Source organism: Dactylosporangium sp. NPDC051087 (assembly GCF_055586325.1).
Genome location: NZ_JBVJIJ010000054.1, coordinates 1 through 24,695 on the forward strand (window position 1 = coordinate 1; position 24,695 = coordinate 24,695).

22 protein-coding genes are annotated in these 24,695 nt (G+C 70.2%); 12 read left to right on the forward strand and 10 right to left on the reverse strand.

Annotated elements, in window-relative coordinates:
* From ACZ6TV_RS52480 to istA, 3 genes are all read right to left on the reverse strand, one after another.
* On the reverse strand, positions 1–893 hold an 893-nt coding region (locus ACZ6TV_RS52480; protein WP_465308782.1), incomplete at its 3' end, for an IS1634 family transposase.
* Between the two features lie 128 nt (positions 894–1,021).
* Positions 1,022–1,222 carry a hypothetical protein gene (locus ACZ6TV_RS52485; RefSeq protein WP_465308784.1) on the reverse strand — a complete coding sequence of 67 codons (201 nt, stop codon included), beginning with the start codon at positions 1,220–1,222 and terminating at the stop codon, positions 1,022–1,024.
* Positions 1,219–2,508: an IS21 family transposase gene (istA, locus tag ACZ6TV_RS52490; protein ID WP_465308786.1), complete on the reverse strand. Its 1,290-nt coding sequence runs from the start codon at positions 2,506–2,508 to the stop codon at positions 1,219–1,221. Before istA ends, ACZ6TV_RS52485 begins: the two co-directional genes overlap by 4 nt.
* Before the next feature lie 880 nt (positions 2,509–3,388).
* Here istA and ACZ6TV_RS52495 point away from each other — a divergent pair.
* On the forward strand, positions 3,389–4,804 hold the full coding sequence (locus ACZ6TV_RS52495) for a hypothetical protein (protein ID WP_465308788.1): 1,416 nt from the start codon (positions 3,389–3,391) through the stop codon (positions 4,802–4,804).
* 210 nt (positions 4,805–5,014) lie between these two features.
* On the opposite strand, the gene ACZ6TV_RS52500 is transcribed toward ACZ6TV_RS52495, so the two are convergent.
* The 5 genes from ACZ6TV_RS52500 to ACZ6TV_RS52520 all read right to left on the reverse strand — a co-directional run bounded on the left by ACZ6TV_RS52500 (position 5,015) and on the right by ACZ6TV_RS52520 (position 12,914).
* Positions 5,015–6,124 carry a hypothetical protein gene (locus tag ACZ6TV_RS52500; protein ID WP_465308790.1) on the reverse strand — a complete coding sequence of 370 codons (1,110 nt, stop codon included), beginning with the start codon at positions 6,122–6,124 and terminating at the stop codon, positions 5,015–5,017.
* A gap of 55 nt (positions 6,125–6,179) precedes the next feature.
* On the reverse strand, positions 6,180–8,243 hold the full coding sequence (gene fxlM, locus ACZ6TV_RS52505) for a methyltransferase, FxLD system (protein ID WP_465308792.1): 2,064 nt from the start codon (positions 8,241–8,243) through the stop codon (positions 6,180–6,182).
* 27 nt (positions 8,244–8,270) lie between these two features.
* A complete protein-coding gene (locus ACZ6TV_RS52510) occupies positions 8,271–9,548 on the reverse strand; it encodes a lanthionine synthetase C family protein (RefSeq protein ID WP_465308794.1) in 1,278 nt (425 codons plus the stop codon).
* Entirely contained in the window at positions 9,545–12,472 is a 2,928-nt protein-coding gene (locus ACZ6TV_RS52515) for a lantibiotic dehydratase (protein WP_465308796.1), read from the reverse strand. Before ACZ6TV_RS52515 ends, ACZ6TV_RS52510 begins: the two co-directional genes overlap by 4 nt.
* 268 nt (positions 12,473–12,740) lie before the next feature.
* Positions 12,741–12,914 (reverse strand): FxLD family lanthipeptide, encoded by a 174-nt coding sequence (locus tag ACZ6TV_RS52520; protein WP_465308798.1) that lies wholly within the window; start codon positions 12,912–12,914, stop codon positions 12,741–12,743.
* 164 nt (positions 12,915–13,078) lie between these two features.
* On the opposite strand from ACZ6TV_RS52520, the gene ACZ6TV_RS52525 reads away from it, so the two are divergent.
* Positions 13,079–14,569, forward strand: a complete 1,491-nt coding sequence (locus tag ACZ6TV_RS52525; protein WP_465308800.1) for a transcriptional regulator — start codon at positions 13,079–13,081, stop codon at positions 14,567–14,569.
* Positions 14,566–14,940 carry a hypothetical protein gene (locus ACZ6TV_RS52530; RefSeq protein ID WP_465308802.1) on the forward strand — a complete coding sequence of 125 codons (375 nt, stop codon included), beginning with the start codon at positions 14,566–14,568 and terminating at the stop codon, positions 14,938–14,940. The genes ACZ6TV_RS52525 and ACZ6TV_RS52530 overlap by 4 nt, the downstream gene beginning before the upstream one ends.
* Positions 14,941–15,112: 172 nt before the next feature.
* On the opposite strand, the gene ACZ6TV_RS52535 is transcribed toward ACZ6TV_RS52530, so the two are convergent.
* Positions 15,113–16,027: an aminoglycoside phosphotransferase family protein gene (locus tag ACZ6TV_RS52535; protein ID WP_465308804.1), complete on the reverse strand. Its 915-nt coding sequence runs from the start codon at positions 16,025–16,027 to the stop codon at positions 15,113–15,115.
* On the reverse strand, positions 16,024–17,382 hold the full coding sequence (locus ACZ6TV_RS52540) for a tetratricopeptide repeat protein (protein ID WP_465308806.1): 1,359 nt from the start codon (positions 17,380–17,382) through the stop codon (positions 16,024–16,026). The genes ACZ6TV_RS52535 and ACZ6TV_RS52540 overlap by 4 nt, the downstream gene beginning before the upstream one ends.
* 443 nt (positions 17,383–17,825) lie before the next feature.
* Between ACZ6TV_RS52540 and ACZ6TV_RS52545 the strand changes: the two genes are divergently transcribed.
* The 9 genes from ACZ6TV_RS52545 (at position 17,826) to ACZ6TV_RS52585 (ending at position 24,688) form a co-directional block, all read left to right on the forward strand.
* Positions 17,826–18,455, forward strand: a complete 630-nt coding sequence (locus tag ACZ6TV_RS52545) for a GOLPH3/VPS74 family protein (protein ID WP_465308808.1) — start codon at positions 17,826–17,828, stop codon at positions 18,453–18,455.
* A 190-nt stretch (positions 18,456–18,645) separates the two neighbouring features.
* Positions 18,646–20,229 (forward strand): APC family permease, encoded by a 1,584-nt coding sequence (locus ACZ6TV_RS52550; RefSeq protein WP_465308865.1) that lies wholly within the window; start codon positions 18,646–18,648, stop codon positions 20,227–20,229.
* On the forward strand, positions 20,226–20,861 hold the full coding sequence (locus tag ACZ6TV_RS52555) for a GNAT family N-acetyltransferase (protein WP_465308810.1): 636 nt from the start codon (positions 20,226–20,228) through the stop codon (positions 20,859–20,861). Before ACZ6TV_RS52550 ends, ACZ6TV_RS52555 begins: the two co-directional genes overlap by 4 nt.
* A gap of 166 nt (positions 20,862–21,027) precedes the next feature.
* Entirely contained in the window at positions 21,028–21,336 is a 309-nt protein-coding gene (locus ACZ6TV_RS52560; RefSeq protein WP_465308812.1) for a helix-turn-helix domain-containing protein, read from the forward strand.
* Positions 21,333–21,644, forward strand: coding sequence for a hypothetical protein (locus ACZ6TV_RS52565; RefSeq protein ID WP_465308814.1), 312 nt, complete (start codon positions 21,333–21,335; stop codon positions 21,642–21,644). The genes ACZ6TV_RS52560 and ACZ6TV_RS52565 overlap by 4 nt, the downstream gene beginning before the upstream one ends.
* A gap of 5 nt (positions 21,645–21,649) precedes the next feature.
* Positions 21,650–22,006, forward strand: coding sequence for a hypothetical protein (locus ACZ6TV_RS52570; RefSeq protein WP_465308816.1), 357 nt, complete (start codon positions 21,650–21,652; stop codon positions 22,004–22,006).
* Positions 22,003–22,905 (forward strand): hypothetical protein, encoded by a 903-nt coding sequence (locus ACZ6TV_RS52575; RefSeq protein WP_465308818.1) that lies wholly within the window; start codon positions 22,003–22,005, stop codon positions 22,903–22,905. The genes ACZ6TV_RS52570 and ACZ6TV_RS52575 overlap by 4 nt, the downstream gene beginning before the upstream one ends.
* 185 nt (positions 22,906–23,090) lie before the next feature.
* On the forward strand, positions 23,091–23,585 hold the full coding sequence (locus tag ACZ6TV_RS52580) for a hypothetical protein (RefSeq protein ID WP_465308820.1): 495 nt from the start codon (positions 23,091–23,093) through the stop codon (positions 23,583–23,585).
* A complete protein-coding gene (locus ACZ6TV_RS52585) occupies positions 23,579–24,688 on the forward strand; it encodes a hypothetical protein (RefSeq protein ID WP_465308822.1) in 1,110 nt (369 codons plus the stop codon). Before ACZ6TV_RS52580 ends, ACZ6TV_RS52585 begins: the two co-directional genes overlap by 7 nt.
* Positions 24,689–24,695 lie beyond the last annotated feature (7 nt).

Sequence of the window (24,695 nt, forward strand, 5' to 3'; positions counted from 1 at the left end):
TCCGACCAAAACATCGAAGATGCACGGGACCAGGCGCGATGCAGACTTTGCTCCCCGGATCCGCCATCGTCACCCGTAAAGGCAACGGCATTGGGCCAGCACCACACGCGCACGGGGATGCCGGTGCGGGTGACGGCCATCCCGATGACGACCTGGGGCAGGTCGTCGCGGGAGTCCTTGCTCTTGCCGTGGGTGCGGAACCCGGCCTGTTTCACCGCGGTCGGGTCACCTGCGGCGACCGTCTTGCCGTGCTTGTCACGCCAGACGAGGTCGTCGCCCTCGTCCAGCTCGAAGTAGGTGCTGGTGGTGTCGAAGAACAGCAGGTCCACTTCCAGGTTGAGCAGGTCCGCGATCTGGTCGTAGACGCCGCGGGTCAACGCCGGCTCCACGGCGAGCAGCTGGTCCATGGCCCGGTAGCAGGCGTCGTCGGTCACGTGCGGCAGGCCGGGCAGGTGCACATCGGCGTTGACCCACTCCGACGCGGCCAGCTTCGACGACGGCTTGAGCGCCCGGTTCGCGACCAGCGCGAACAGCACCCGCTCCACGTCGACCTCGCGCCGGGCGGAACCCACCAACGGCCGCAGGACCCGGTCGATGCCCAACCGCCGCCACAGCCCGTCCAGCAGCCACGCCCCGCCCAACGGCCGCGACTGCACGAACGACAGTCCGGCCGGCGCGGCGGCGGCCAGGGCGTCGGCCGGGTCCAGCAGCCGTGACAGCGCATCCACGAGGCGGCGGACCCCGGCGACGTCGAGCTGGTCCTCACGGCCGAAGGAGTACAGCACCCGCGTCTTGGACGCCTTCGCCTGCGGGTCCCACTCGTTGTGGGCCAGTTGCAGGTAGCGGACCGTCTGTCCGTCGCGGGTCCTGCGCGTCGACGCCTTCACATACACGAGGCACGACCGTACACCGACTATGCAACCCGCGATAGATCAGCAGCTCAAGCCGGACATCGACAGACAAGCGTGTCACTAGGCATTTTCACGATTTCCGCCATGCAGCAACACGTTGACCTGGGCCTTCACCCCAAGACGCCGACTATATCGACGGGGACCTGCGGAACGCAGGAGTTCGCGTCCCGGGCCTGGTCGGCGAGGTCTTCCCAGACCCGGCCGATGGTGGGGGTTTTCAGCACTCGAGCCAGGTAGGCCAGTTTCGACGTCAAACCGTCGGGCCGTGCCGCGGTGGTGCTGGGCGCGGTCTTGCTCCGTGTGGTGGTCATGAGACCCCTTCAGCGGTAGTAGGTGCAAGTGGGTGCTCGACGGGGCGGGGATCGAAGTCGACACCGAACAAGTCGTCGTAGTCGGGCAGGGCGCGGATAGCCACGACATGGCCGTCAGCGTGGCTCCTGGTGCCCTCGCGGTCGAGGTCGCGTCGGCGTTGCGCCAGCTCGGCGCGCAGCACCCTGGCGGTGTCCTGGTGGGCCGGGTCGGTGATCGTCTGCCGGGTTCCCCAGAAGCGGGCGTGTTCGGCGACGACCTGACCGGCGCAGGAGGCCACGACCCGCGCCGGGTTGGCGAACACGTCGACGAACCGGCCGATCGCGCGGGGGTCCACGCTGTAGTCGTTGCTGTCCACACGCACGTAGTAGTCGCGGCCCAGCCGGACCCTGTTGGTCAACCCGACCGCCGGCGCCACCGGCGGCAAGGCGACCATGCCGGCCCGGTCGGCGTCCCACCGCTGCGCCGGCGAAGCACCGATCGCGCGCAGGTGCCGGACGTTCGCCCGGGTCGTCAGCCAGTCACTGATCTGGACGTTGAAGTCGAACGGCGACGTGAACGTGCGACCCGGCAGGAACGACGTCTCGAAGTAGCCGTTGCGCCGCTCGACGAGACCCTTGGACTCCGGATCCCGTGGCGGCGCCAGCCGGATACCCACGCCCAACGTCCCCGCGAACGACGTCGCCTCCGCCGTCAGCTTCCCGGTCCCGCCGATCGCGGACTCCCGGTCCCAGACCAGCGTCCGCGGACACGCACCCCACCCACCGACGATCTCCCACATCCCGGCCAGGATGTCGCCTGCCCGCCGCGACGGGATCATCACCGCATCCGTCACCCGCGAATGCCCACACGTCATCGCCAGGACCGGCAACACCCGCCGCTGCCCGGCCCCGACCGGGATCTCCGGTTCCGGGAACCACAGATCGCACTGCGCGACCTCGCCCGGCGAGTATTCGATGCGGTCCGCCGGGTCCGGCGGCACAAACAACGGCCGCAACTGCCGAACCCGGTCCTTCAACACCGTCAACGACCGCGTCCAGCCGATCCGTTCCGCGATCACCGGAGTCGGCATCGACGGCCACTGCGCCAGCAACGACCGGATCTGCGGCTCGAATGCATCAACCGACGAACCTCGTGGCCCACGCTCACGCCGCGGCGGCTCCGCCGCCCGCACCGCCGACCGGACCGTGTTCCGCGACAACCTGAACCGCCGAGCGAGCTCCTTAATCGGCACACCCTCAGCCAGGTGCAACCGCCGGATCTCAGCCCACTCCTCCAACTTGATCACCCCTCCACACTTACGGAGAGGGGTCAATTCCAATCCGCCGCCAGAGGGTCAGTCTCAGGCCGCCGTCGACACGGGGCAACGGAGGCCCGCGCAACCCCTATCGCGGTCCTGCGCACCGCCATCGGTGAGGCCCTCTCGTATCCCGGCCGGCCTTTGCCGGCGGAGGCGGGCTGTGTCCGCCGGGTACGAGCTCTCGGACTCCGAGCATCAACGAGCCCTACCTAACAAGACCGAGTGAAGGGTCTCGTGCCGCGCGTCGGCGCGAGGCCAGGCGTCGGGCCAGTGTCTTGGTGCGGCTACAGGGCCTGAAGAGCGGCGGCCACCGCGGCAATGAGGGCCGCGATCGCCGACAGCGCCGCGGCGTTGCATCGCAGCCAGTGCATGGTCCTGCTCATCGTGCGCAGTAGCCGCCTTCGGTACCGCTGGTCCTGGTCCTGGGCATCCGGAAGGCGTGAGTGCATGGAAGCGGCTGGGTCAGTGCACGGGTTGATCACGGTTCGCCCTTTCGATGTTGCGCGCCCCGGCGGGGCGGTGACGCCAACCAGACCAGACGTCCTTGACCGTGTTCAACAGGCCGTGACCACCGCCGTCGACCGTTGTTGACCGGCTTCTGGCGGTGCCGCCAGCCGTCAAGGGCTCCGGCGGTCGGCTCGGATTTGACCGCCCGGTCGACTGGGCGGTCGTCGATGACGCCCGCCCACCCGGTGATATCAACCGGGTGTTGACCGGCCGGTCAACCGGCCCCGTCGTCGCGACCCGGTCAAAAGCGGGCAACGATCGGTGCGTCTCGTAGCCCTCCGGGTGGTTTTTTCGGCTACAAAAGGTGACGGCCGTCCAATCCACGTCACAGGTCGGCAGCCCCTCGGAGGAGAACATCGGCATGAACATCGACGACGGCAAGGCGACATCCGCCCTGTCGTACCGCAGCCACCGTCTGCTCAGTGGGGAGAAGTTGCGGCAGCGGCTTCGGCCCGACGTCGCCGACTACACCCTCGCCGTCCGCGACGAACTGGTGGCCGGCCTCGGCGACGTGGACACCTACAGCACGCTCGCCGAGCTCGTCCTCACCACAGCCAATCCCGGTGTCGAGCCGCGAAAGACCGACCTCCGCAAGATCGCCCGCCGCCGCGCCGATCACTTCAACAACCCGGCCGGGCCGCCATGGGCCACCGTCGAAGAGGTACTCGCTCACGCTGTACCAATTGAACGTCGCGACGCCTGCCGCGAACAGTTCACCGCGCTGTTCAGCAAGGCGCGCGGCGCGCCGCCCCGTGCGTACACCGCCCCGGCCGCACCCACTGGCGTGTCAGGTAGTGGGTTCACCAACCGGAACACATCGCCGCTGAATGCCCTCGATGCCCTGGACGCCTTGGAACACGACGAGGTAACGGAGAACCAGAGCCTCGTGCTGGAGAACATTCAGTTGCGGCTGAAGTTGGCCAGCGAGCGGGAGCGCTCGAGGACGCAGCTCTCCACTGTCATTGAGGACCTCGCGGTGGCCCGAGAACGAATCCTGCAGCTCGATGCCGAGAACGTCGGTCTGCGGATCGATCTTGCCGACCGGAAGCGTGAATCCGATCAGCTCCGCGCTCAACCTGACAAGTCCAAGCCGACCGCCGCGAGCGTCTCGTCGCAGTACCCCGCGTACGGCCGCACTTCACCGGGCAGAGGTGAGCACGGTCCCCGGCAGCAGGACGTGGACAGCGTCTTCGCCAGCATTGCCGAGCACTACAACAGCGCCAGTGCGGCACCGCCGCCAACCCCGTTCGGCGGCCACTACAGCGGCTACGCCAGCCCAGCACCGTACAGCGCACCGCCGTACCAGCCCCACCAGACACCGACCTTCTCTTACGGGACGGCGCCCAACAGCGCGCCCCCGGCACCGCACTACCCCTGCCTGGGCGGGTGCCCGCTCGATCCCAGAGCCGAGACGGACACCAGCAGCGAGACCCTGGACTGGGCCAAACACCCCACCATGGAACTGCCCCTACTCCCCGCCCCGCCGCCCTCTGCGACGGTCTACGTGAACCTGGCCATCAACCTCGACGAACGGCCGAAGCCGGGGTACCACCACGCGCTCGTCTACACCCTCGACGGCGGCAAGACCACGCGACTCGCTCGTTTGCTACCCGACATGTGCCCCCGGACAACGATCTCTGTCCCGCGTTTCGCCCGTCCGATCCAGTACGCGCTCATCGAACTGCGCTGCCGCCCTGCGAAAGTGCTCCAGCCCGGTGTTGAAATTCACTACAGTGAATTCACCAACCGGACCGACTGGGTCGGCAGCCCCGACTGACAACCGTCGGGTTACGCGGCCTTCTAAACCGTGTGTCAGGAATCCGGATAGTCCGCGCCCGAGGCCGATTAGCCGATACGGGCACCCCGGCAGCTAGGGGCATGGTCGAAGGCGTCCGCATAGGAGTAACGCGATCTGTCTACACACGCTGAGGGTCGACGGTACGTCGGACGCCCGGCGCACGGGTGGCTTTCGGTACTTCTGACGTCGTCATGGGCGGGTTTCGACCGTACCGCTGATCACCTGTTCAGCGGTGCGGGTGGTTTGCAGCAGGCGTTGCAGCAGGACCGGGGGCATGGTGCCGGCGCTCAATCCGGAATAGGTCACGGTGCGGGTGAGGTGCTTAACGGTGCTGCCCATCAGCGGAAGGAGGTGGGCAGCGGTGAGGATGTCGCGGGCGATGTAGGCGTCGGTTGTGTCGGTGGCGAGCCGCTCGAGGTGGCCGAGGAGTGCCGCCGCGCCGGGCTGGCCGGTGGCGAGGGCGGTGGTGGTCAGCGCGAGGCGTGCCTGGAACGCGGCGTCGGTCGCCTGGTAGGTGTCGAGCAGCGTGGCGATGTCCCGGTCCGTGTCGTGCTGGCTGCGGGGGCGGCAGATGGTCGTGAGGCAGGCCGCGACCGCGCGTTCCCACGGTGTTGGGGTGTCTGTGGCGTGGAGCATGCCGAGTGCTGCGTGTGCGGGGGCGGCGATGATCGCGACCTGCCTGCCGTCGAGGAGGCGGGTGCCGACGCCGTGGTGCTGTTCGGCGTGGTGCGCGGCGTCGTCCCAGCGGCCGGCACGGGCCATTGCGCGGGTGCCGTCGGCGAGGAGGATCGCCCAGAGCCATTGGACCAGTTCGGGACGGTGCGCGTCGTGGACGAGGTCGGCAGCGTCGATGTCGACGTTGTCGATGCGAGCGGTGGTGGCGGTGTGGACGGCGGTGAACAGGTCGTGCAGGAGTTGGTAGGCGGTGTCGCCGTCGCCGGCGCGGGTGTGCAGGCGGCCGAGGTTGATCAGCGGTTGCAGGGTGAGTTTCGCGTGGTCGATACCGACCGGTCCGGCGGCCCGGATCGCGGTGTATTGGCGTATGCAGAGGTTGCGGGCGAGGTCGGGCAGGCCGCAGTCGCTGGCGATCAGTGCAGCGAAGTTGTGCGCTTCGGCTGCGCGTAGCAGCGCCGCCGAAGGCGTCTGCTGTGCCCGGCGCACGACGTGCTCGACGTGCTCGATACGCGCGGGCAGGGGCCGGCAGACGGGCCGGGTGCGGGGCAGCAGCGGGAAGTACAGGCTGAGTAGCTCGTCGATCGGGCCGAGCGGCGTCGAACGTTGTTGCGCCGTGGTGCTCATGGGGGCGTCCTCCCGGTCGTCGCCGGCCGCCGCAATGGGGCGGCCGGCGTGGGGTTCACCAGGTGATGCGGAACTGCGTGTTGGTGCGGGCGACGATGCCGGGTCGCCGGTCGACGGCTGCGCTTGGAGCGGTGCGGTGGGCGGTGACGATCGGCTGGGCCGGCCGGTGTTGCGCCCACTGGTGGAGCAGTTCGCTGAGGGTGGTGGCGAGCGTGGCGGCGTCGGGGCCGTGGGCGGTGACGCCGAGCTCGTCGCGGGTGTCGGTGATCGGGTGGGCGGTGAGGTAGGCGATGGTGCCGCCGTGGTAAATGGCGGCGCCGGCCCAGCGGCGGGCGGGGTCGACGAGGCCGAGGCTGCGGGCGGCGGGGGTGACGGCGAGCCGGGCGAATGGCCGGTCGGTGTGGGTGAGCAGCCACAGGTCGAGGTGTTCGGCGGGGTCCTCGTCGTTGACGTGGATGCCGGTGCGGTGCTGGTGGGCGGGGTAGCGCAGGGAGCCGGCGAGGGAGGCTTCGTCGGGTTGGTCGCTGGTGTCGAGGCGCAGGGCGACGCCGTCGGCGAGCTGGACGTGGGGGTCGTCGGTGGTGGTGGCGCCGCGCATGGGGACGAACCCGCAGACCTCGGCGTGGCTGCTGGTCAGGGTTCCGTCGGGGTGGTGGGCGAAGCCGAGGGAGCGGGTGAGGCCGCTGCCGTGCAGCCGGACTGGTGCGACGAGCCGCCCGCCCGCTGCCAGTTGCTGCCACCAGGCTTCGGTGATGTCGACTGCTTCGGCGGTGACGATGATCCGCTCGTACGGTGCGGCGTTGGGGTGGCCGAGGGTGCCGTCACCGCAGATGACGGTGACGTGGGGGTAGCCGGCCCGGTCGAGGGCGGCGCGGGCGCCGGCGGCGAGGTCGTCGTCGAGTTCGATGGTTACGACGGTGCCGTGCGGGCCGACGAGTTCGGCGAGCAGGGCGGCGTTGATGCCGGTTGCCGCGCCGATCTCCAGGACCCGGTGGCCGGGCTGGGCTTGGAGTTGTTCGAGCATCGCGGCGACGAGGTTCGGTTTGGATGCCGAGGAGATTGACGCGCCGTTGGTGCCGCGTTTCGTGACGACCGGCTGAGTGCCGTACGCGGTAGGCAGCGGCACGCCGGGCAGGAACAGGTGCCGTGGCACGGTGCGGAACGCCGCCTCGACGGCGGCGGTGCGGAAGGTGCCGCGGTCGCGGATGTGGTCGGCGAGGGCGTCGCGGAGCTGCTGCTCGTCCGCGGTGCTGGAGTCGGTGGTGGTGTCGGTGGTCACCGGGGCGACTGTAGTTCGGGGCCGGGCTACCGTGGGGTGGTCGGTGGTGGGTTCATGCTGGAAGACGACGTGGCTGGCGGCTGTGGCGAGGGTGTGCTGGTCGGCGGCGGAGACGCCGTGCCGGTTGGACAGGAACAGCACGTGGTCGGCGAGGATCGCGCGCAGGCCGCGGGTCAGCTGGTTGCTGGCCGCGAGGTCGGCGAGATCGTGGCCGGCCTGCTGGAACGCGGCGGGCCATGCCGGCGCGATGTGCAGCGGGCTGTCGTCGTTGTCGCCGGTCGCCAGCAGCAGCCGCTGCACGGAGGCCAGCAGCACCGGCGTCAGGTCGGCGGTGACGGATGTCGTGCCGGTGCGGTGGGCGGCGACGGTCTGCCACACGTCGCCGTGCTCGTACCAGTCCTGCCGGGCGCCGTTGAGGAGGCGGGTGGCGAGGATGACGCTGAGCTCGCGGCGGTGGTCGGCGCCGCCGGTGAGCTGCTGGAGCGCGTGGCGGCTGTCGGCGTGGAACAGGGCGTGCGCGATGGTCATGGCGGTGGCGCCGCCGAACCGGTGCGTTTCCGGCTCGTAGATCGATGTGGATTGGTCACGCAGGCCCGCGTCCGCTGCCGCTGCGGTGATCTCCTTGAGCAGCTGGTCCAGCAGCGCGTCCGCGCCGGCGGCGGGTTGGAGCCGGAACCGCCGGGTCGCGTTCTTGCGCACGTACCACCAGCTTGCCAGGGTGCCGGCGGTCTCGGCGCCGGTGAGCAGCGGTCCGACGTGTTCTGCTGCGGCGCGTTCGGCGGCCTGCCAGGTGTCGAAGGTCAGGTTGAGCTGGCGCCAGCCGGCGGCGGGATCGGGCATCGGTTCGCCTTTCAGGATCGTCGGGGGTCAGGTGAGCAGCAGGCAGGCGGGCCATGACGGCGCTGGGGCGGACGGGTGCGCGGCGATGGTGTGCAGGGTGAGTGCGATGCCGGCGTCGCCGTCGATGAGCCCGGCCCGGTGCGGTGCCGGCTGTTGCTCGGCGAGCCCGGTGAGGTGTCGCAGGAGCGGTGGCAGGTGGGTGGTGAGCTCGTCGGTGGCGGCGTTCTGGGCGGCGGACCAGGCGGTGAGGGTGAGGCCGGCCCAGCCGTGGCAGAGCCGACCGTCCACGATCGTGGCGAGCTGGCTGCGGTCGTGCAGGCATCGGGTGAGGGCGCGTTCGGCGGTGTGCTGCCGGGCAGGGTCGCCGACCGCGATCGCGGCGAGCTGCTGGGTGCGGGCGATGCCCGGCGTGCCGTAGCACCAGGACGGCCTTGCGGGCCCATGCGCCCGCGGGGTGCCGCGCTGCAGCTCGGTGATGCCGATGCGTTCAGGCCACCACGCCCCGGCCGGGGCGTCCTGCCGCCAGCGGTCCATGAACCGGCAGATCCGGTCGATGGCCTCGGCGTGACCGGACACGGTGATGCCGCGGCGCATCGCCAGCGCGAGCAGGGCCAGGGGGCCGCTGATGCCGTGGGCGATGCCGAGATCGATGTGCCCTGCGGGGTAGCGGGCGGCGGTGTCGCCGGACGGCACTGCGCTGCTCCACCAGCCAGGCACGGCCGTCCGGAGCTCATCATGCGCCGCGACGGGATCGGTCAGCTGGACCAGGTAGGTGAGGACGGCGCGAATGAGGTCGCTGTCCGGGCAGCGGTGCAGCAGGTAGGCGCCGAGCCCGGTCAGCCCGCGCACCAGGTCGAACTCGGCCAGGGCCGGGCGGGCACCGGCCGCGATCCGGTCGGCGGCGGCCTGCAACCGGGTGCGGGTCAGCCGGGCGATCGCAGCGTCGAGCTGCCGCAGCGTCTGCGGGCACTGGTCCGGCCCGCCGGTGGTGACCGCGAATGCGATGGCCGGGGCGCCGAACCACAGCCCGGCGGTCGAGGCGACGCTGACGTCTTCGCGGGTGGCCTCCGTCAGCCACGCCCGGACTTGGCCGATGTCGCCGCGACCAGTCTGTGCGCGGACGCCGTGCAGGACGGCGGTGCCGGCGGCGCCCCGGTACAGCGACTGGCCGTGCCAGCGGCGGCTGCCCGGCTCGTCTGCCTGGTGCAGCTCGGGTGGTGCCGGATCGGCGAGCGCCTCGGTGAGGCGTGTGCTCGCCGCCTCGGCCGCGGCCCGGGTCCCGTCGTCGATCATCGGTACGCTCACGACCGGTCCTTGCTGGTTCGGGCGGTGGCGGCGAGGGCGGCGGCGCGGGCGAGGCGGTGGGTCTGTGCCTCCAGGCCGGGCGTCGGGCCGTGGACGCGGACGTGGTGCAGGTGCAACAGCGCCGTGAGGACGGATGCGGCGGACAGATGCGTCGCGTCGTCGAGGCAGCTGGTGTAGGCGGCGGCGGTCCCGTGTCGTGCCTGCCACGCAGTGAGGATCTGCGCTCCGCCGGGCAATGCCGCGAAGGCGGAACATGCTGTGCGGGGATCGGTCAGCTGGTGCAGGTAGCGCACCGCGGCGCGGTCCTGCGGGCCAGCCGGGAGGGCGAGGTCCGGATGATCGAGCAGCCATTGCAGGCCGGCGGCACGCTCACCGGTCACCGCGGCGGCGAGGTCGACGAGGCTGGCCGCGGTCAACGCCTGCCGCTGCGCCGCGTCGAGCCGAGCCCCCGCGTGGAGCTGGGCGACGGCGGCGGCGGAGTCCGCGGCGAAGAGAGCCTCCGCCGCGGCCATCGCCGGGCCGTGACCGTACCGGCCGGTCTCCGGCCGGTAGGTCACCAGTGCGAGGTCACCGATGAGACCGTCTCGGTGCAGCTCGCCTGCCCACGCACCGATCCGGGCGGCCTGCCCGTAGTCCTCGGTGTGCAGCCGTAGCCGCAGGTGGGGCGCCGGGTCGTGGAGGCGGATCAGCCACCACCGGGGCGGTATCTCCCACGCGGTGAGCAGCCGGGGTAGGTGGTCGGTCAGGATCTTGTCGACGAGGTTCGATGGGCCGTAGAGGTTGGCGGTCAGGACCGGTCCGCCCGGCAGCACGATGTCGGTCGGGCGCTGTGGGCGGAGCGCGCCGTGGCCACGCAGGACCGCGGGTGGAGCGGCTGGCGCGGTCTCGGCGGTGAGGGGCAGCAGGACCTCGTGCGCACGGCCTCCGAGCCAGCCGTGTTCGTCCGGGGCTGCTGCCTCGGCCAGGCCGACCGGCCCGGTGGCCTTGTCGAAGTACCTGCGGAGCAGCGCACGGTCCATCGGATCGTCCAGGTGCAGCCGCAGCCGCTGGTCGCCGGTACCCGCGGTCACCCAGGCGGGTAGACGCAGTCGATCGCGGAGCGCCGCCAGGCGCGCGTCCCAGACCGCGCTGCTCGCGGTCGGGCCGGGCAGGTCATCGCGGCTCATCCGCCATCGGGCGGGCGACAACACCGTCCGGCCGTAGCGCAGCCGCGGCCGGAACGGCAGACAGTCCGCCGCGCCCCAGTTGAGCAGGGAAACGGGCGTGGATGCCGCACGAGGCAGTTCGGTCAGCAGCCGGACCAGGGGTGGCATGGCGTGCCGGGCGGCAGCGTTCGCCAGGACCGGTTCGATCACCCGCCGGCGGGACAACGACAGCAGGTACATCCGGTCGGCGTCGGCGGTCACCGCAAGGTCGTCCAGGTCGAGATCGCCCGGACCGGCCGGGTATTCGCCGATGGGCAGCAGGTCCGGGAGCAGGCGCGGCGCCCGCAGCACGTTGCCGGCTCGGGTGTCCAGCCCGGGGAAGGACACCTGGACCGGCAGGGCGTCGCGGACCGCGGCCGGCAGCCGCACCGCCTGGGCCGCGGCATCGCGCAGGTCGTCGTGGACGAGGTCGAGGAACCGGCCGCTGGTAGCGAGCCCGGTCCGGCCGATGCCGGTGACCGCGACCGTGAACTCGCCAGCGCCGAGGGCCGCCATCGATGCCGCCCGCACATCGAAGCACAGATCCAGGTGTGGCACCGACCGCGGCTGCGTCGCCTGATCGCCGGCCATTGCGTCGATCGTCGCGTCGTCGAGAACGACTTCGATCACGCCGTCCCGCGCTGCCTGCTGCGCCAACCGCAGCAGCCCCTCCTCGCGCGCGGTCACCTCACCCCCGCCCCCGGAAGCGGCCGTGTCGGCGAAGTGGTCGGGGAACCCCAGCCCGACAGCCGGGTCGATCAAGTCCAGAAGCGGCACCACGGCGCCGAGGCTGTAGCGGTCCAGGAACCGCAGCCGGTAGCCGCGCCAACCCGGTTCCCCAGCCGCGTTCGGGGCCAGGCGCAGCAGCGCACCGGCCGCCTCGGCAGCCTCGGCCGCGACGCGGCGTGGCAGCGTCACCGCCGACCCGAGCCGCACGTCGACCATCAGCGGTTGCGGGACATCGGCGGTGCGCCGAAGCTGATCTGCGGCGGCGCACCAGGCGGCGCCGTCCAGCCGCTCTGCAGCCTGCGCCTCGCCCAACCGGGCGTGCGCCCGGCGTAGCACCCGGACCAGCGGCGCCACCTCGCCGACCGACGTCGCGTCGACCCTGTCGAGCTCGTGCAGCACGTGCCGCAGACCGTCAGCGGTACTCGACGGCGGGCGCAGGTTCGTGACCAGCGCACCGGCGGCCAGCAGCTGCAGCAGCATCGCCGACGCCGCTGCGACGTCGTCCGGGAAGAGCTCTCGGAGCAGCTCGTCGACGGCGGTCGGGGTCTGCGCGGCACGCAGGACGGCCTGGACGGGTTCGGTGTATGCCAGCGACGTCGCTGGACCGGGCTTGCCAGGCAGCAGCGCTGGCGCCGGAACGATCAGCCGGCCTGCGCGGACGACCGCCAGGGTGTTGACGGCGACTGTGAGACGGGCCACGAGCTGCGGGCTGGACTCCAGGCTCGTGACGACGCGACTCAGCCAGGCCGCGTCGGCGCGCACCCTGAGTCGGTGCCGGCTGCTCCACACCACAGACCCCGCATCGGCGAGCGGCATCCGGACGACCCCGGCGAACAACCCGAACGGGGTCGCGCGGCCACGCATCCGCACCAGGTAGCGAGCCACCGACAACACCATCCGGCGCGCCTTCGCGGCATCCTGTCCGTGCCCGTCGAGCAGGGCCTGCACGCGGCTGGCCAGATCAGGGCTGGCGAAGGTGACCGCCGCGGCGATCTCCGGGTGCTTCCACACCTGGCGTAGCCAGTCGCACCACCGCCCCGGGCCTGGCTCATCCGGGCGCGGCCATACCCCACCGACGCCGGCATCAGGTGCATGGAGGCTGGCCCGGAGCAGGGCCGCATCCACGGGCCGGTATGGCGATCGGTGTTGCCGCACCCGTGGACCTCCTCAGTAGTGACCCTCAGTCGTGACCGTCGGCGAGCAGCGCGGACACCGCGGTTCGCGCGGGGCCTCGTCCGGGCCAGAGGTGCGGCCCGGACGAGGCAGCGGCGACGCCGATCTAGCAGTCGCCGTTCTTCTGGGTGTCGCAGCCGTCGTCGGTGCTGGCCAGCAGCACCCGGTCCAGCTCGCCCGACTCGACGAGGCGCACGTCGAGCTCGAACCTGCCTGCGCCCGCCGTCTGCTGCTCCCCGGGGCCGCCCACCAGGGATGGACCCATCCGGTTGGTCTTCATCCGGAACTCCTCTCGGCCTGGTGCCGCCCGTCACCGGCCGGCACTCGCGTTTCGGCCTTCAGCCTGTGCCCGGCCGGCGGGAGACGGCATATCGTCCTGCGCATCTCGGATATGCACACCGTGCATACGGCCTGGCGTACAGTGGCCCATACGAATCCGCAGGTGTGAAGGACGGGACGGCAGCGATGGCCACGACGTCGCGGTACTGCTCGTGCGGCACCAGCCTGGCCGCCGACAACCAGACCGGCCGATGCGGCGCCTGCGCCGTCAGCGCTCGCAACCTCGCGCAGCAACCGCCGTACATGCCGGCCACGTTCTGGCGGAACGACCGCATCCGCGACGCGCTCACCGCCCGCGACATGGGTGCGCTCATCGCGGCCTACCGCGTCCACCCGGACCACGGTCGCCCGATCCGCCAAGACGTCGCCGCCGGCTGGTTCGACCTCAGTCAAAGCCAGCTCAGCCGGATCGAGCGCGGCTTGACCAGGGTCGACGACGTCGGCCGGCTGGCCGCCTGGGCGACGATCCTGAATCTCCCCGACGATCTGCTGTGGGTCCGCCCCGCCGCACCCTCAGCGACCCTGGCACGGCTGGCCGAACTGGATAGGCAAGGTCAGGGCTCGGCGAACCGGGACCGTGTCGGGGAGACTTGGGACATGAACCGCCGCAACCTGCTGCGCCTGGCCGCCACCGCCGCCACGACACTGGCTGCCAGCAGCCCAGCAGCGGACTGGCACCACCTCACCGACGGCGAGCCCCAACCACTGACGGTGAACAAGGACGCCCATGCAGCGGACGAGCTGTGGCGGCAGTTCACCGCAACCGACACTAAACAGGACCTCGCCGCAGTCGTACACACCCGACTCGCCGCCCTGCTCGAGCGGCTGCGCACAACCCCAGACGGGGAAGCGCGACGGCCTCTGTGCCGTACGGTCGCGGATCTCTTCCAGCTCGCGGGGGAGATCAGCCTCGATACCGGCGCCTATCTCGACGCGGCTCACTGCTACACTCTCGCCGCCACCGCAGCCCGGGAAGCTATGGCCGCCGACCTGTGGGCCTGCGCTCTCACCAGACACGCCTATGTCTGCATGTTCGACGGCCACGACGCCGACGCCATCCCTATGCTGCAACATGCTGCCGCGATCGCCCGCGATGGCGACTCGACGCTGTCCACGCGCTCCTGGATCAATGCGGTGCTCGCGCAAGCCTACGCGGCGACCGGACAGCTCAATGCCACCCTTACCGCGCTCGACGACGCCGACGCCGTCCGCCACCAGGCCGGACCCGTCCACAACGGCGGTTGGCTCCGCTTCGACGGCAGCCGCCTCGACGAAGACCGCGCCAACGTCCTGCTCCGCCTCGGCGAACCCGACCGCGCCGAGCCGATCCTCACCCACATGCTCGCTGGTCGGCTCTCTGCCCGTCGGCACGGCTGCGTACTGACCAGCCTCGCCACCGTTGGCGCGCTTCGCCGCGACCCCACCCAGATGGTCCACTACGGCAGCGCCGCGGTAGAAACCGCCCGCGCCACCCGCTCCGCCGTCATCCGCAGCCGCCTGCACGACCTGCAGCACCACCTCGTGCCGTTCCACACCGACCGGCACGTCCGGCGCCTCGACGAAGACATCACCGCACTGACCGGAGGAACCCTGTGACCACCGCCGTCGAGCCTGGACAACGCTTCCGCGAAGCCTGGATCACCGGCGTCCGCGCCCACTTCCCCGGCGAGCCGAAACCCGGCTACATCACTCCGTGGCAAGACACCCCAGCATGGGAACGCGCCGCCGCGGCCGCCGTCGAACGCCAAATCCGAACCTTCGCCGAACTCACCGACGGCGCCGCCGCCAAACTCAGCCGCGAACAGAAAGGCCGGTTCGTCGCCCTCTGCTGGATCGGGCAGATCCTGCACCACTTCCCCGACCCCAAACCCTCCTACACCGCCGATTGGGCGGACTTGCCCGACTGGCAGCGTAAGACCGACGCCGACATCTTCGATGCCGTCTTGGACGCGAGCGCAGGAAGCTGAACCGGCCCACTGATTCGCGGCAAGCCTGAACCTTCGATTAGGTAGGCGGTTGCGAGCAGATCCCGGTAGGGCGATGACGCTTGGCCAGTGAATTGCTTCTTTGGGGTGGGCGCCTGAAACTCGATGGCTAATGTCGATGACGGTACTGATTCGATCGGTCCGCTAGATCGATTCAACTGTAGGTTGTCCATTTGGCAGTGAAGTCGCCGGACCTGATGCTGTTAAACCGAAATGTCCATTGGTCGCGGATGCGCGGGTTGGTGTTCAGGATCGGCAGCACGCTTGTGACGAGCTTGAGTTCACGGATCTGTTGGAGTATCGGGAACCCATCCCAGTGCATGACGTCGAAACCGTAGTCGGCGGCGAGGACGTCGTAATTGTTGCCTGGGTAGTCGAACCGGAGTTTGCCGACGGCCGCTGGGATAAGGTCCCACTCGCGTGGCCCGAGACTAGTTGAGTCGAAGTCGCAGATTACAGGTCCGTCGAAGCTCATCAAAAGGTTGCCGGTGAATATGTCGCCGTGGATCACGCCCGACGGCAGTGCGAACTGCACGTCGGCCAGCTCTCGCTGTACCTGGGTCGTGCGGTCTCGCAGGAAGGCAAGGTCGTCATCAGCTACACCGTCGGCGTCATCGATTCGCTGCCAGATCTCGATGAACGGATTCCACGCCGGCAGGTCGAACAAGGGCGTGGGAAGAGATTCGAAGAGGCGAACCATCGCTGCAAGATCATGGCCCGTAGGTCGGGCACCGGTTTCTGCCACGGTCCGCCACGCCGTAACGAGGTGGCCGTCAACGACGATCGGTTGGCTGACGTCGGGCAGGAGGCGAACGGCTGGCGCGTTCTGTTCGGCGAGCCAGCGCGCGACCGCGACGACTTTCGGCACCCTGCGCCGCATCGCTTCCGAGCCGGCGATGCGGATCACGACTGGAGTGCTGGCAAGACGGAACACCGCGTTGTTGGTGAACTTGACCAGGATGGCGCCGCTGACGTCGATGCCGAGCTGCTCACCTACGGTCCGAAGGATGGCGTCGAGGGCCGCAGGGGTCAGCCGGTCCGGCGTGGCGGCGGTGTCGTGGGGTGTCATACCCCTTGAAGGGTAGCAATCCTGTCGACGAGGTCGCGCGCGTCCGAACGGTCGGGATGCCGCGCGGCAGCGTCGCGTAGCGGGGTCAGCCGGTCGATCGTACGGACTGACCGAACCTGCTCGGCCAGGTCAAGGGCCTGGTGCCCGAGGGTGACTCCGTCGGTCAGGTTGTGACGTTGCAGATGCGCCGTGGACAAGGCCGTGATTTCGAAGGTCCGGCTGCGAGTCTCGGCGTCGGTGCGCAGCTGCAGGCATGCTGCGAGATGGTCGACCGCGAGATCGACGTGATCAGCGTCCTCGGAAATCGGGAGCGAGGCGTAGACCATGCCGGTCATAGCCCGTATGTCGGCCGCCCCGAAGAACCGAACCCAGATCGGCGCCGCGCCGGCTTCGGCGCGACCGAACTCGTCGTTCGCCCGGCCAATGGACTTGATGGCCTGCCTCGTATCGCCGAGAAGACCATAGGTCCACGCCTCGTTGGCACACAACAGCGCCACGGTGAGCTCGCAGCCTGAGTCCTGAGCCGCTATCTGACCGAGCTGGAAGAACCGCAGAGCGTCGCGGTGGAAGCCGCGATGCAGGTGGAGGCGACCCATCCGATACAGAACATTCGCCACGAGCGAAGCGTCCTCAGCGAGCTTGGCGTGTTCGAGTGCTCGTGCGAAGTGACTCCGGGCGGCGGTGAACAGTCCAACATCGAACGAGGTCCAGCCCGCCAGGTTGTGCAGGTCGGCGAGTGCTTGGTGCAGCCGGCGCTCGACATCGTCACTGCCTTGGGCGGTGAGGAGGCGTTGTGCCCAGCGCACCTGCGCAACGACTGCCTCGCGGCAGGCGCCACCGCCGTACCGGTAATCGAGCACCCGCATCGTGGCGGTGATCTTTTCGATGTTCGTCACATCGGCGGCGCCAACGTTTTCGGGGACGGGTGTGCGTTCGGACTCGACTGGTTGCCACCAGCGGGCAATTTCGTGGACGGCGGCGCCCATGGTGACGTTGGCGGCGTGCCCGAGCAGTCTGCGGACCTCTTCGCGCTCCTCGGCGTCGGCAGAGCACGTCGCCGCAGTGAGATCCAGGGCTACGTCGGTCGTGGCGTCGTATGCGAGGCCCATGTAGCCGCGCGGCACACCGAAACCATCGGCGATACGGACAAGCACGTCGTATGAGCTGACCTGACGGCCCTTATGGAGCACCGAGTAGATCTCGGAGGGCGCCTGACCGGTGAGCGAGCCGATGCTCCGATAGGACAGGCCGGCCGCGTTCAACCGCTGATAGACGGTTCTCAAGTCATGACGGGCCAGGGCAGCACGCATTTCTGGATGTTCCAGGACGGCTGGCGGGACATCCTCGCGTGTCATCCGGTCAACCCCATCCTGTCTCCCATTGCAGTTACCTGCATCCGCACAGTAGCGGCTGTGGTGTTCGAGTAGAAGCCCGCGAGCCAGGCCGTCTGGCGTTTGTACCTCTCGCCTGAGGAACGGCCCTGAAGGTGGACCTGCCCGTCGGTGACTACTTCTGCTAGTCGGTTGTCGTAGCGGGCCGCGAGACTGGTCGACCCGATCACCGCGACGACTTGTCCCAATACGACGCGCGGCAGAACCTGTGACAGACATCGGCCGACGTTGAGCTGCGAGTCCCACACATGACCGGGCTGTGGCTCACCGTCGGTCGTCGAAACTGCAGGTGACCTGATGTGCCTGGGACGGTCCGGGTTGCGTGAGTCCTGCCGTTCTGGCGCCGGCCGGCATTGCCCGGCCGAACCGAGATGGACGCATTTGGGCATGTAGAGGGAGGCATCGCCATGCTGCTGGCTGATCAGTTCTTCTGCATTGCTCGCCAGGACTGGCACCGACGGCAGCTGCTGTCGCCTCGCGCCTTGGGGATTGCGTTGGCGGGTGCGTTGCTCGGCGAATTGGTGCTGCTCGGGCGAATCGATATCGGCGATGGTGTGCTCCATGTGCTGGATGCAGCGCCGCCGGAGGACCTGCTGGCGCATCAGACGTTGGCGCAACTGCTCGACCAGCCGCAGCACCGCCAGGTAGCGACCTGGCTGGCCTTCTTCGCCACCGAAGCAACGGACGCCGTGGGACAGCGGCTGGTCTGGTTCGGGCTGTGGGGGCGCGAGGAGCAACGCCGGTTCCTGCGTCGACGCGTCGTGTACTGGCCGGTCGACTCCACTGAGGTGGCGTGGGTGCCGATTGGGCTGGCGGGCCAGCTCACCTCGGACAAAGCGATGAGCATGCAGGACGTCGTGCTGGCCGGGCTCGTCGACGCTGCCGGCCTGACCAGCACAGTGATCTGGCAATCGGAGCTACGTGGAGCGGGCACCGCCCGGCTGGAGGCGGAGCTGGCCGGTCTGCCCCGGTCACTGAGACATCTGCTGGCATACGTCAAGGCATCGCTGGGGGATGCGGTACTCGCTGCTCGTTGATTCGCCGGTTACACGGCTTCCCCACGAACGGCTCCTGCTGAGGCGCGCAGCCCAGCCGCTGGCTCCGTCCTATTGCACACCAAGTTCGTCGCTCTCGATTACTCGCGACGACACGTCGACCTCGGCGCTGGCGCGGTTCGGGCCTGCTTGTGGTCGTCGGTTCCATTCTTTCTTCGATGCTTGGAGTGTTGTGATGCGATCTGCTGCGTCGCCTAGTGCTGATTTCGTTGCCCGGACGCTGGCCAAGAACCGTCTGGGTGTGTGGTCGGTGGTGTTCTTCGTGATGTCCGCCGTCGCGCCGCTGACGGTGCAGGCAGGTCTGGTGACGACCGGGTTCGCGGTGACCGGGGTGACCGCGATCCCGCAGGCGTTCCTGGTGGTCGGGGCGGTCCTGGCCGTGTTCGCGGTCGGGTACGTGGCGATGGCCCAGTACATGGCGAACGCTGGTGCGTTCTACGCCTATGTCGCCCGGGGGTTGGGCCGGCCGATGGGGGTCGGCGCGGCGTGGGTGGCGCTGGCCGCGTACACGGGGCTGCAGGTGGCGTTGTACGGGGCGATCGGTCTGTTCACGCAGCCGCTGATCGGTCAGTGGTTCGGGGTGCAGCTGGCGTGGTGGGTGATCGCTCTCGCGGCGTGGCTGCTGGTCGCGGTCCTCGGCGTGATGCGCGTCGACGTCAACAGCAAGGTCCTGGCCGTGCTGATGCTGGCCGAGGTCGCCGTCATCCTGGTGTTCGACGCCGCGGATCTGCTGCATCCCGCCGGCGGGACGGTCACCTTCGACACGCTCGCCCCGGGCAACCTCGTCGACGCGCGGATCGGCGCGGGGCTGGTCCTGGCGATCCTGGGGTTCGTCGGGTTCGAGTCCGCTGTCGTGTACGCGGAGGAGGCCAAGGACCCCACCCGGACGATTCGGACCGCCACGTTCGTGTCGCTCGGCGCGATGGCCGCGCTGTACGCCGGCTCGTCGTGGGCGATGACCGTCGGGGTCGGTCCGGACCGGATCGTGGCCGCGGCGCAGGAGCAGGGGCCGGAGGTCGTGTTCGGCCTCGCCGCGCAGCATCTCGGCGCACCCGTGGCGGACATCGGCCGGGCGCTGCTGTGCACCTCGGTGATCGCCGCCCTGATCTCGTTTCACAACCTGATCGCCCGGTACGCGTTCGCGCTCGGCCGGGAGCAGGTCCTGCCGGCGTGGCTGGGCATCACGTCGCGGTCCGGCGCGCCGCGCAGCGGGTCGCTGCTGCAGAGCCTGACCGGCCTGGCGGTGATCGTCACCTACGCCGTCGCCGGCTGGGACCCGCTCGTGCACCTGTTCTTCACCGTCGGCACCGCGGGCGGGTACGGGGTGCTGCTGCTCGTCACCGTCACCGCGGTCGCCGTCATCGTCTACTTCGCCCGCAACCGGACCCTGGACAGCGTCTGGCAGCGGTGGATCGCGCCGTTGCTGGCCGCGGCCGCCCTGTTGACGATCGTGGTCCTGGCCACCGTCAAGTTCGACACGCTGCTCGGCGTCGCCCCCGACTCGCCGCTGCGGTGGGTGATCCCCGCCGTCTACGTGTCCGTCGCGGTACTCGGCGTCGTGTGGGGGCTCGTGCTGAAGATCGCTCGCCCGGACGTCTACGCCCGGATCGGATTCGGCGCCAAAGCTGCGATCGTCGAACTCGGCACCGCTGAGCCGAGCACGGACCGGGACACGACCGCCGCGACCCGCCCCACAACCGGCCCCACTGCTGGTCACGCGATCGGTCACGCGAGCGTGACGGAGCCGACCCGATGAACCCGCCGCAGATCCCGGCGACGAGCGTTGCGCCGACCGCTCTCACGAGCGTGGACGCCGACGCCGGCGACGCCCACTACCTGGCCGGTCTGATCGCCACCGCGTTCCACGACCTGGACCCGGCCCGGTGGCTGGTGCCGGAACCGACGAGCCGGCAGCACGTGCTGCGCGGCAACTTCGGCATCGTCGTCGAGCACGCACTCCAGCACGGCATGGTCCGTACGAACGAGGACCGCACGGCCGTGGCGGTGTGGTTCCCGCGTACCACCCCGCTGCCGGACATCCCGGACTACGAACGGCGCCTGCAGCTGGCCTGCTACCCCTACACCTCCCGGTTCCGGACGATGGACGCCGCGTTCGACGCGCGCCACCCTGCCGAGGCGCACCATCACCTGGCGTTCCTCGCCGTGCACCCGGACCAGCAGGGCCGCGGCCTCGGCACCGCCCTGCTCGGCGACCACCACGACCGGCTCGATTACGCCGGGATACCCGCCTACCTTGAAGCGTCCAGCCTGTCCAACCGCGTGCTGTATCTGCGCAGGGGCTACACCGACCATGGCGAACCCATCCAGCTTCCCGACGGCGGCCCCCGGCTCTGGCCGATGTGGCGCACCCCGCGGCTTGTCGAGTGACCGCTGCGTCCCACCGACGGCGCTGTCCCGCCGCGCAGATGGTCCGGATGGCGGCGGTCGCCGCCGCGCACCCGACCGACGATGCGCAGGCCCAACCTGTCAACGCCCACTTCAGCCAGCCAACGGCGTGTGCCACCGCACACCCGATCGACGATGCGGAGGTTCCATGACGCAGCCGAACGGGCACCACCGCGGCGCTGGCCGCGGCCGTCGGTGGGACAGCCCCGACGTCGCCAAGGACATCATTCGTCGATATGTCGAAGATCATCAGTCGATTCGTCAGGTGGCCGCTGCGGTCGGCTGCGGTTACGGCACCGCCCACCTGATCCTCGGTTCGGCCGGTGTGCTGCGCCCCCGCGGAGGGGCCGGTCGCCGCCGCCCCGCACCGACGCCTCGCCAACCGGAACCGGTCACGCCGACAGCCGGCACCGGGTACGACACGGCGCGGTCCGGTCGTACCGGGAGCCGATCGTGACGAGCACGATGCGCACCGCTCCCCTCGCCGCCCGGCGCGCGGCGCCGCTCGCCGCACACGCCGCGTCGACAGCGGTCACAGTCATCCTCAACCGCCTGTACGGCCTCGCCGTCAGCCACGGCGACCAGGACATCACCTCCCATGCCGTGCACGTCGTACCCGACGCCGGTGGTGAACCCCGCGCCCACGTCCGAGCCTGCGCGTTGACTCCGGCCCTGACCCCGGCGGCTCTCGCCCGGCACTGCACAGCCCAGGGCACCCCATGCCCGGCCGAGCACATCACCATCACCAGCAGCGGTGCCCGATGACGCCGATGACCGGACCCAGCGTCTCCGGGACACCTGCCGCCGTCGACGCCGGCAGCAGCCGATCGGACGGTGCACGCCGCCGCCACCAGCAAGGATCCGGCGACCTGTCGCACGCCACCGGCTTGCTGCCGCCGTCCGGTGTCACCGGGTTCGAGGGCACCGTCATCCGCGCGCTGCACGCCCTCGCCGGCACACCCGCCGGCGCGGCCGTGCTGCTACCGCTGAACGTGAGCGGCTGCGACTCCCGGTGCGCCGTTCCGGCGTTCTACGACCACACGACCAACGTCTGGCGGCACCTCACGAACCTCAGCCGCTGCCACCGTCCAACCACCACACTTCCTGGAAGCGGCCGTCACCGATGACGCAGCACCGCTCAACCCCCGACCGTACGGGCGGCGCACGGCGCGGCAACCCCGCGGCAGCCGGCCCGCCGGCACCGACCTCGGTCACCCTCGACTGGGCGACAGCGGTCCGTATCGCCGCGGACCTGGCCGAGCACGGCGGTGACGACGCCTACGTCATCGAGTTGCTCGCCGGTCCGCTCGGCGGCGTCGACCCGGGCATCGCCTGCCCCGACCACCTGCTGATCAGAGCAGCCCTGCTGTACGCCCGCGCTGTCGAGCCATCACCCGACCCGGCACCCGACCCGGCATCCGCGGCACCCTCCGGGGCACAGTCCGGCCCGGTTGCGGACGATGTCGCGTGGGCCCGCTACGCCTACCGGGCGGCCCGCACCCTGCACAGCATCGACCATCCGACCGCTATCGAGGCGACCGAGACGCTCGCGCTGGTCCTGGCCAGCCGTGACCAGCACAGCGAGGCATACGCGTTACGCCGCGACGTGATCCAGTTGCACCTGGACCGTGGCGACGTCGACGCGCACCTGAAAGCCCGGATCACGCTCGCCGCGCACCTACACGACATGGGCCGGTGCGGTGAAGCAATCCGGGACGCCACCGCCGCGTGGCAGCGGTGGAGCACCCGCCACGACCCGACTGGCATGGTGTCGGAGCCGCTGGCGTTACAGGTCGCGAGCATGCTGCTGGCCTGCGGCCGGACCGACGAAGCCGTCGTCGTCATCGACACCGCCGACCTGGACTTCGGCGCCGACACCGATGCCGCCGGTGCGGTGAGCGGCGCCCGACACGAATTTCTGGCCACGCTCGCCGCAAGCCAGATCCTGCACCGGGCGATCTGCGCTCGCCGCCTCGACCGCGCCCTCACTGCAGCCTCTGTCGGTGATGATCGGGGCGTCCGATGACCCGGTGCCAGCCCGTGCCTACCAGCCGAGCACCTGAGCAGCAACCTAGGCGGACACGCGGGTGTTCGCCTGTTGATCCAGCCTGCGCTGACAGTGTTGTTCTGCCCGCCATCGGTGGGGGTGCGGCACGTTGGGTCGCCGCCAGCGGCGCATGCGGTCATCGCTACGCGCGCCGCGATGTCGTCTTGACCGAGGCGATCAGTGCGCCGTGCCGGCTGCGGCATCTGCTGACCGGCCGGGCCGGGGCGCTTGCGGCGGCAGCTGTCACCGCCAGCGTGCGGCTCGCCGCCACGGAATACGCCGCCGGGTACTGCGAGGCTGGGATCGCCCGCCTGAAGGTGGCCTGGTGGCGCTGGTCGGCCACGCACGGAGCCGCAGATCTGCACAGCGTGGCCATGCTGCTCGACCTCGCCGCGATGCTCCGCGCTTGCGGCCGCGCCAGGGAGGCCGCGCGCACATCGCGGCAGGCGTTTGCCGCGTTCGCCGCGACCGGCGGCGGCACGGGCGGCGGCACGCCGGTGCTGCCGGAGTTGCCGAACCCACTCGTGGCCGGCCCGGCGACAGATGAACATCACGTGGCGGTGTGCGTTCGGCGTCGCCGTCGACGCAGCCGCACCGAGGGTGTGGGCCGCATTCGCGGCGCTGCCGGGAGTTTCGTCTGCCTGGAGCCGTCGTGGTGACCCGTCTTTCGGTGCCGCCGTTCCCGTGGCGTGTCATCGCATCGGCATGCTGCTCCTGGTGGGGTCAGACACCGGGTCATCGGCGCGGCATGTCCGCCGGGGAGGCCGTGACCGCGTTGGGCAGGTCGCGGTCTCCGCGGTCAACCATCATCCACGCCGCCGTCGTCGCTGCGCCGCCGATCGTGGTGCTGCTCGCGGCGACCGCGGTCACTCTCGCCTCCGGCACTGGCCGGGCACCGGCTCCCGTATCGGTCACGGTAGTCGTCGAGCCGGGTCTGCTCACGCTGGGTCCGCGGGAGCAGCTGCTGCAGCTGGCGCGCCGCATCCGGTCCGCAGCGGCAGACCTACCGTCTGGCGACATCTCCGGCGACAGCTGCGTGCGGGTCCGCCGGTACGTCGAGATCGGCGACCGGTCGGTCGTGTTCGAGTCGCAGCGGCGGATCATCGCAACCGGCGCTGGCATCGTGACGCAACGCCGCGCGTCCGTACCCGGGGGTGCTGACGCCGTCACGGTGGAGCGAGCTTTGCGCGCCGCTGCCACCACGCGCGTCGGCTACGGGCCGGGCGAACTGGCTTCGCCCGTCGGGGATCCGGTTCCCGCCGACGTAGGCGTGGTTGCGGCGCGGGTGGCGGCACGCACGGGCGGCGACGTCGGCGGTGCTGCGGCTGCGGCGGTTCTCACCGATCTGGTGACCGTCCGGTACCTCGATGGCGGCCAGCGCGCCGCTGTGCTGGGGGTGCTGGCCACGCTGCCCGGTCTTACCAGCACCGGCGTGACCGTCGACCCTGTCGGCCGCACCAGTCTGACGTTCCAGATCACGGCCGGGACCAGCCGGGTCATCGTCGGTGTTGACCCGTCTACCGGTCGGCTGCTGACCTCTGAGGTCGCCGTGGGTGGCGGGCATCGACACCGCACCCTGCTGCTGGACAGCAGCCGATGCGGCTGCCCGCCAGCAGCGACCGGCGCGGGATGGTGCTGCCGCTCGTCCAGTTGTCCTGGCTCGATCGGCGATCGGATTTTCCGCCGCCGGTCGCCCGGCTCCGCTGGTGTGCAGCACGAGCTACGGCGCCGCGGGCCGCCGGCGCTTACAGCACTGCATTGACTCGAGG

What these genes read in the sequence shown, in the direction of transcription:
- ACZ6TV_RS52520 (WP_465308798.1), bottom strand. Translation starts at nt 12,914, where the DNA reads ATGAAGACCAACCGGATGGGTCCATCCCTGGTGGGCGGCCCCGGGGAG.
- ACZ6TV_RS52540 (WP_465308806.1), bottom strand. Translation starts at nt 17,382, where the DNA reads ATGACACGCGAGGATGTCCCGCCAGCCGTCCTGGAACATCCAGAAATG.
- ACZ6TV_RS52500 (WP_465308790.1), bottom strand. Translation starts at nt 6,124, where the DNA reads ATGAGCACCACGGCGCAACAACGTTCGACGCCGCTCGGCCCGATCGAC.
- ACZ6TV_RS52545 (WP_465308808.1), top strand. Translation starts at nt 17,826, where the DNA reads ATGCTGCTGGCTGATCAGTTCTTCTGCATTGCTCGCCAGGACTGGCAC.
- ACZ6TV_RS52555 (WP_465308810.1), top strand. Translation starts at nt 20,226, where the DNA reads ATGAACCCGCCGCAGATCCCGGCGACGAGCGTTGCGCCGACCGCTCTC.
- ACZ6TV_RS52575 (WP_465308818.1), top strand. Translation starts at nt 22,003, where the DNA reads ATGACGCAGCACCGCTCAACCCCCGACCGTACGGGCGGCGCACGGCGC.
- ACZ6TV_RS52485 (WP_465308784.1), bottom strand. Translation starts at nt 1,222, where the DNA reads ATGACCACCACACGGAGCAAGACCGCGCCCAGCACCACCGCGGCACGG.
- ACZ6TV_RS52495 (WP_465308788.1), top strand. Translation starts at nt 3,389, where the DNA reads ATGAACATCGACGACGGCAAGGCGACATCCGCCCTGTCGTACCGCAGC.
- ACZ6TV_RS52535 (WP_465308804.1), bottom strand. Translation starts at nt 16,027, where the DNA reads ATGACACCCCACGACACCGCCGCCACGCCGGACCGGCTGACCCCTGCG.
- fxlM (WP_465308792.1), bottom strand. Translation starts at nt 8,243, where the DNA reads ATGCCCGATCCCGCCGCCGGCTGGCGCCAGCTCAACCTGACCTTCGAC.
- ACZ6TV_RS52560 (WP_465308812.1), top strand. Translation starts at nt 21,028, where the DNA reads ATGACGCAGCCGAACGGGCACCACCGCGGCGCTGGCCGCGGCCGTCGG.
- ACZ6TV_RS52570 (WP_465308816.1), top strand. Translation starts at nt 21,650, where the DNA reads ATGACCGGACCCAGCGTCTCCGGGACACCTGCCGCCGTCGACGCCGGC.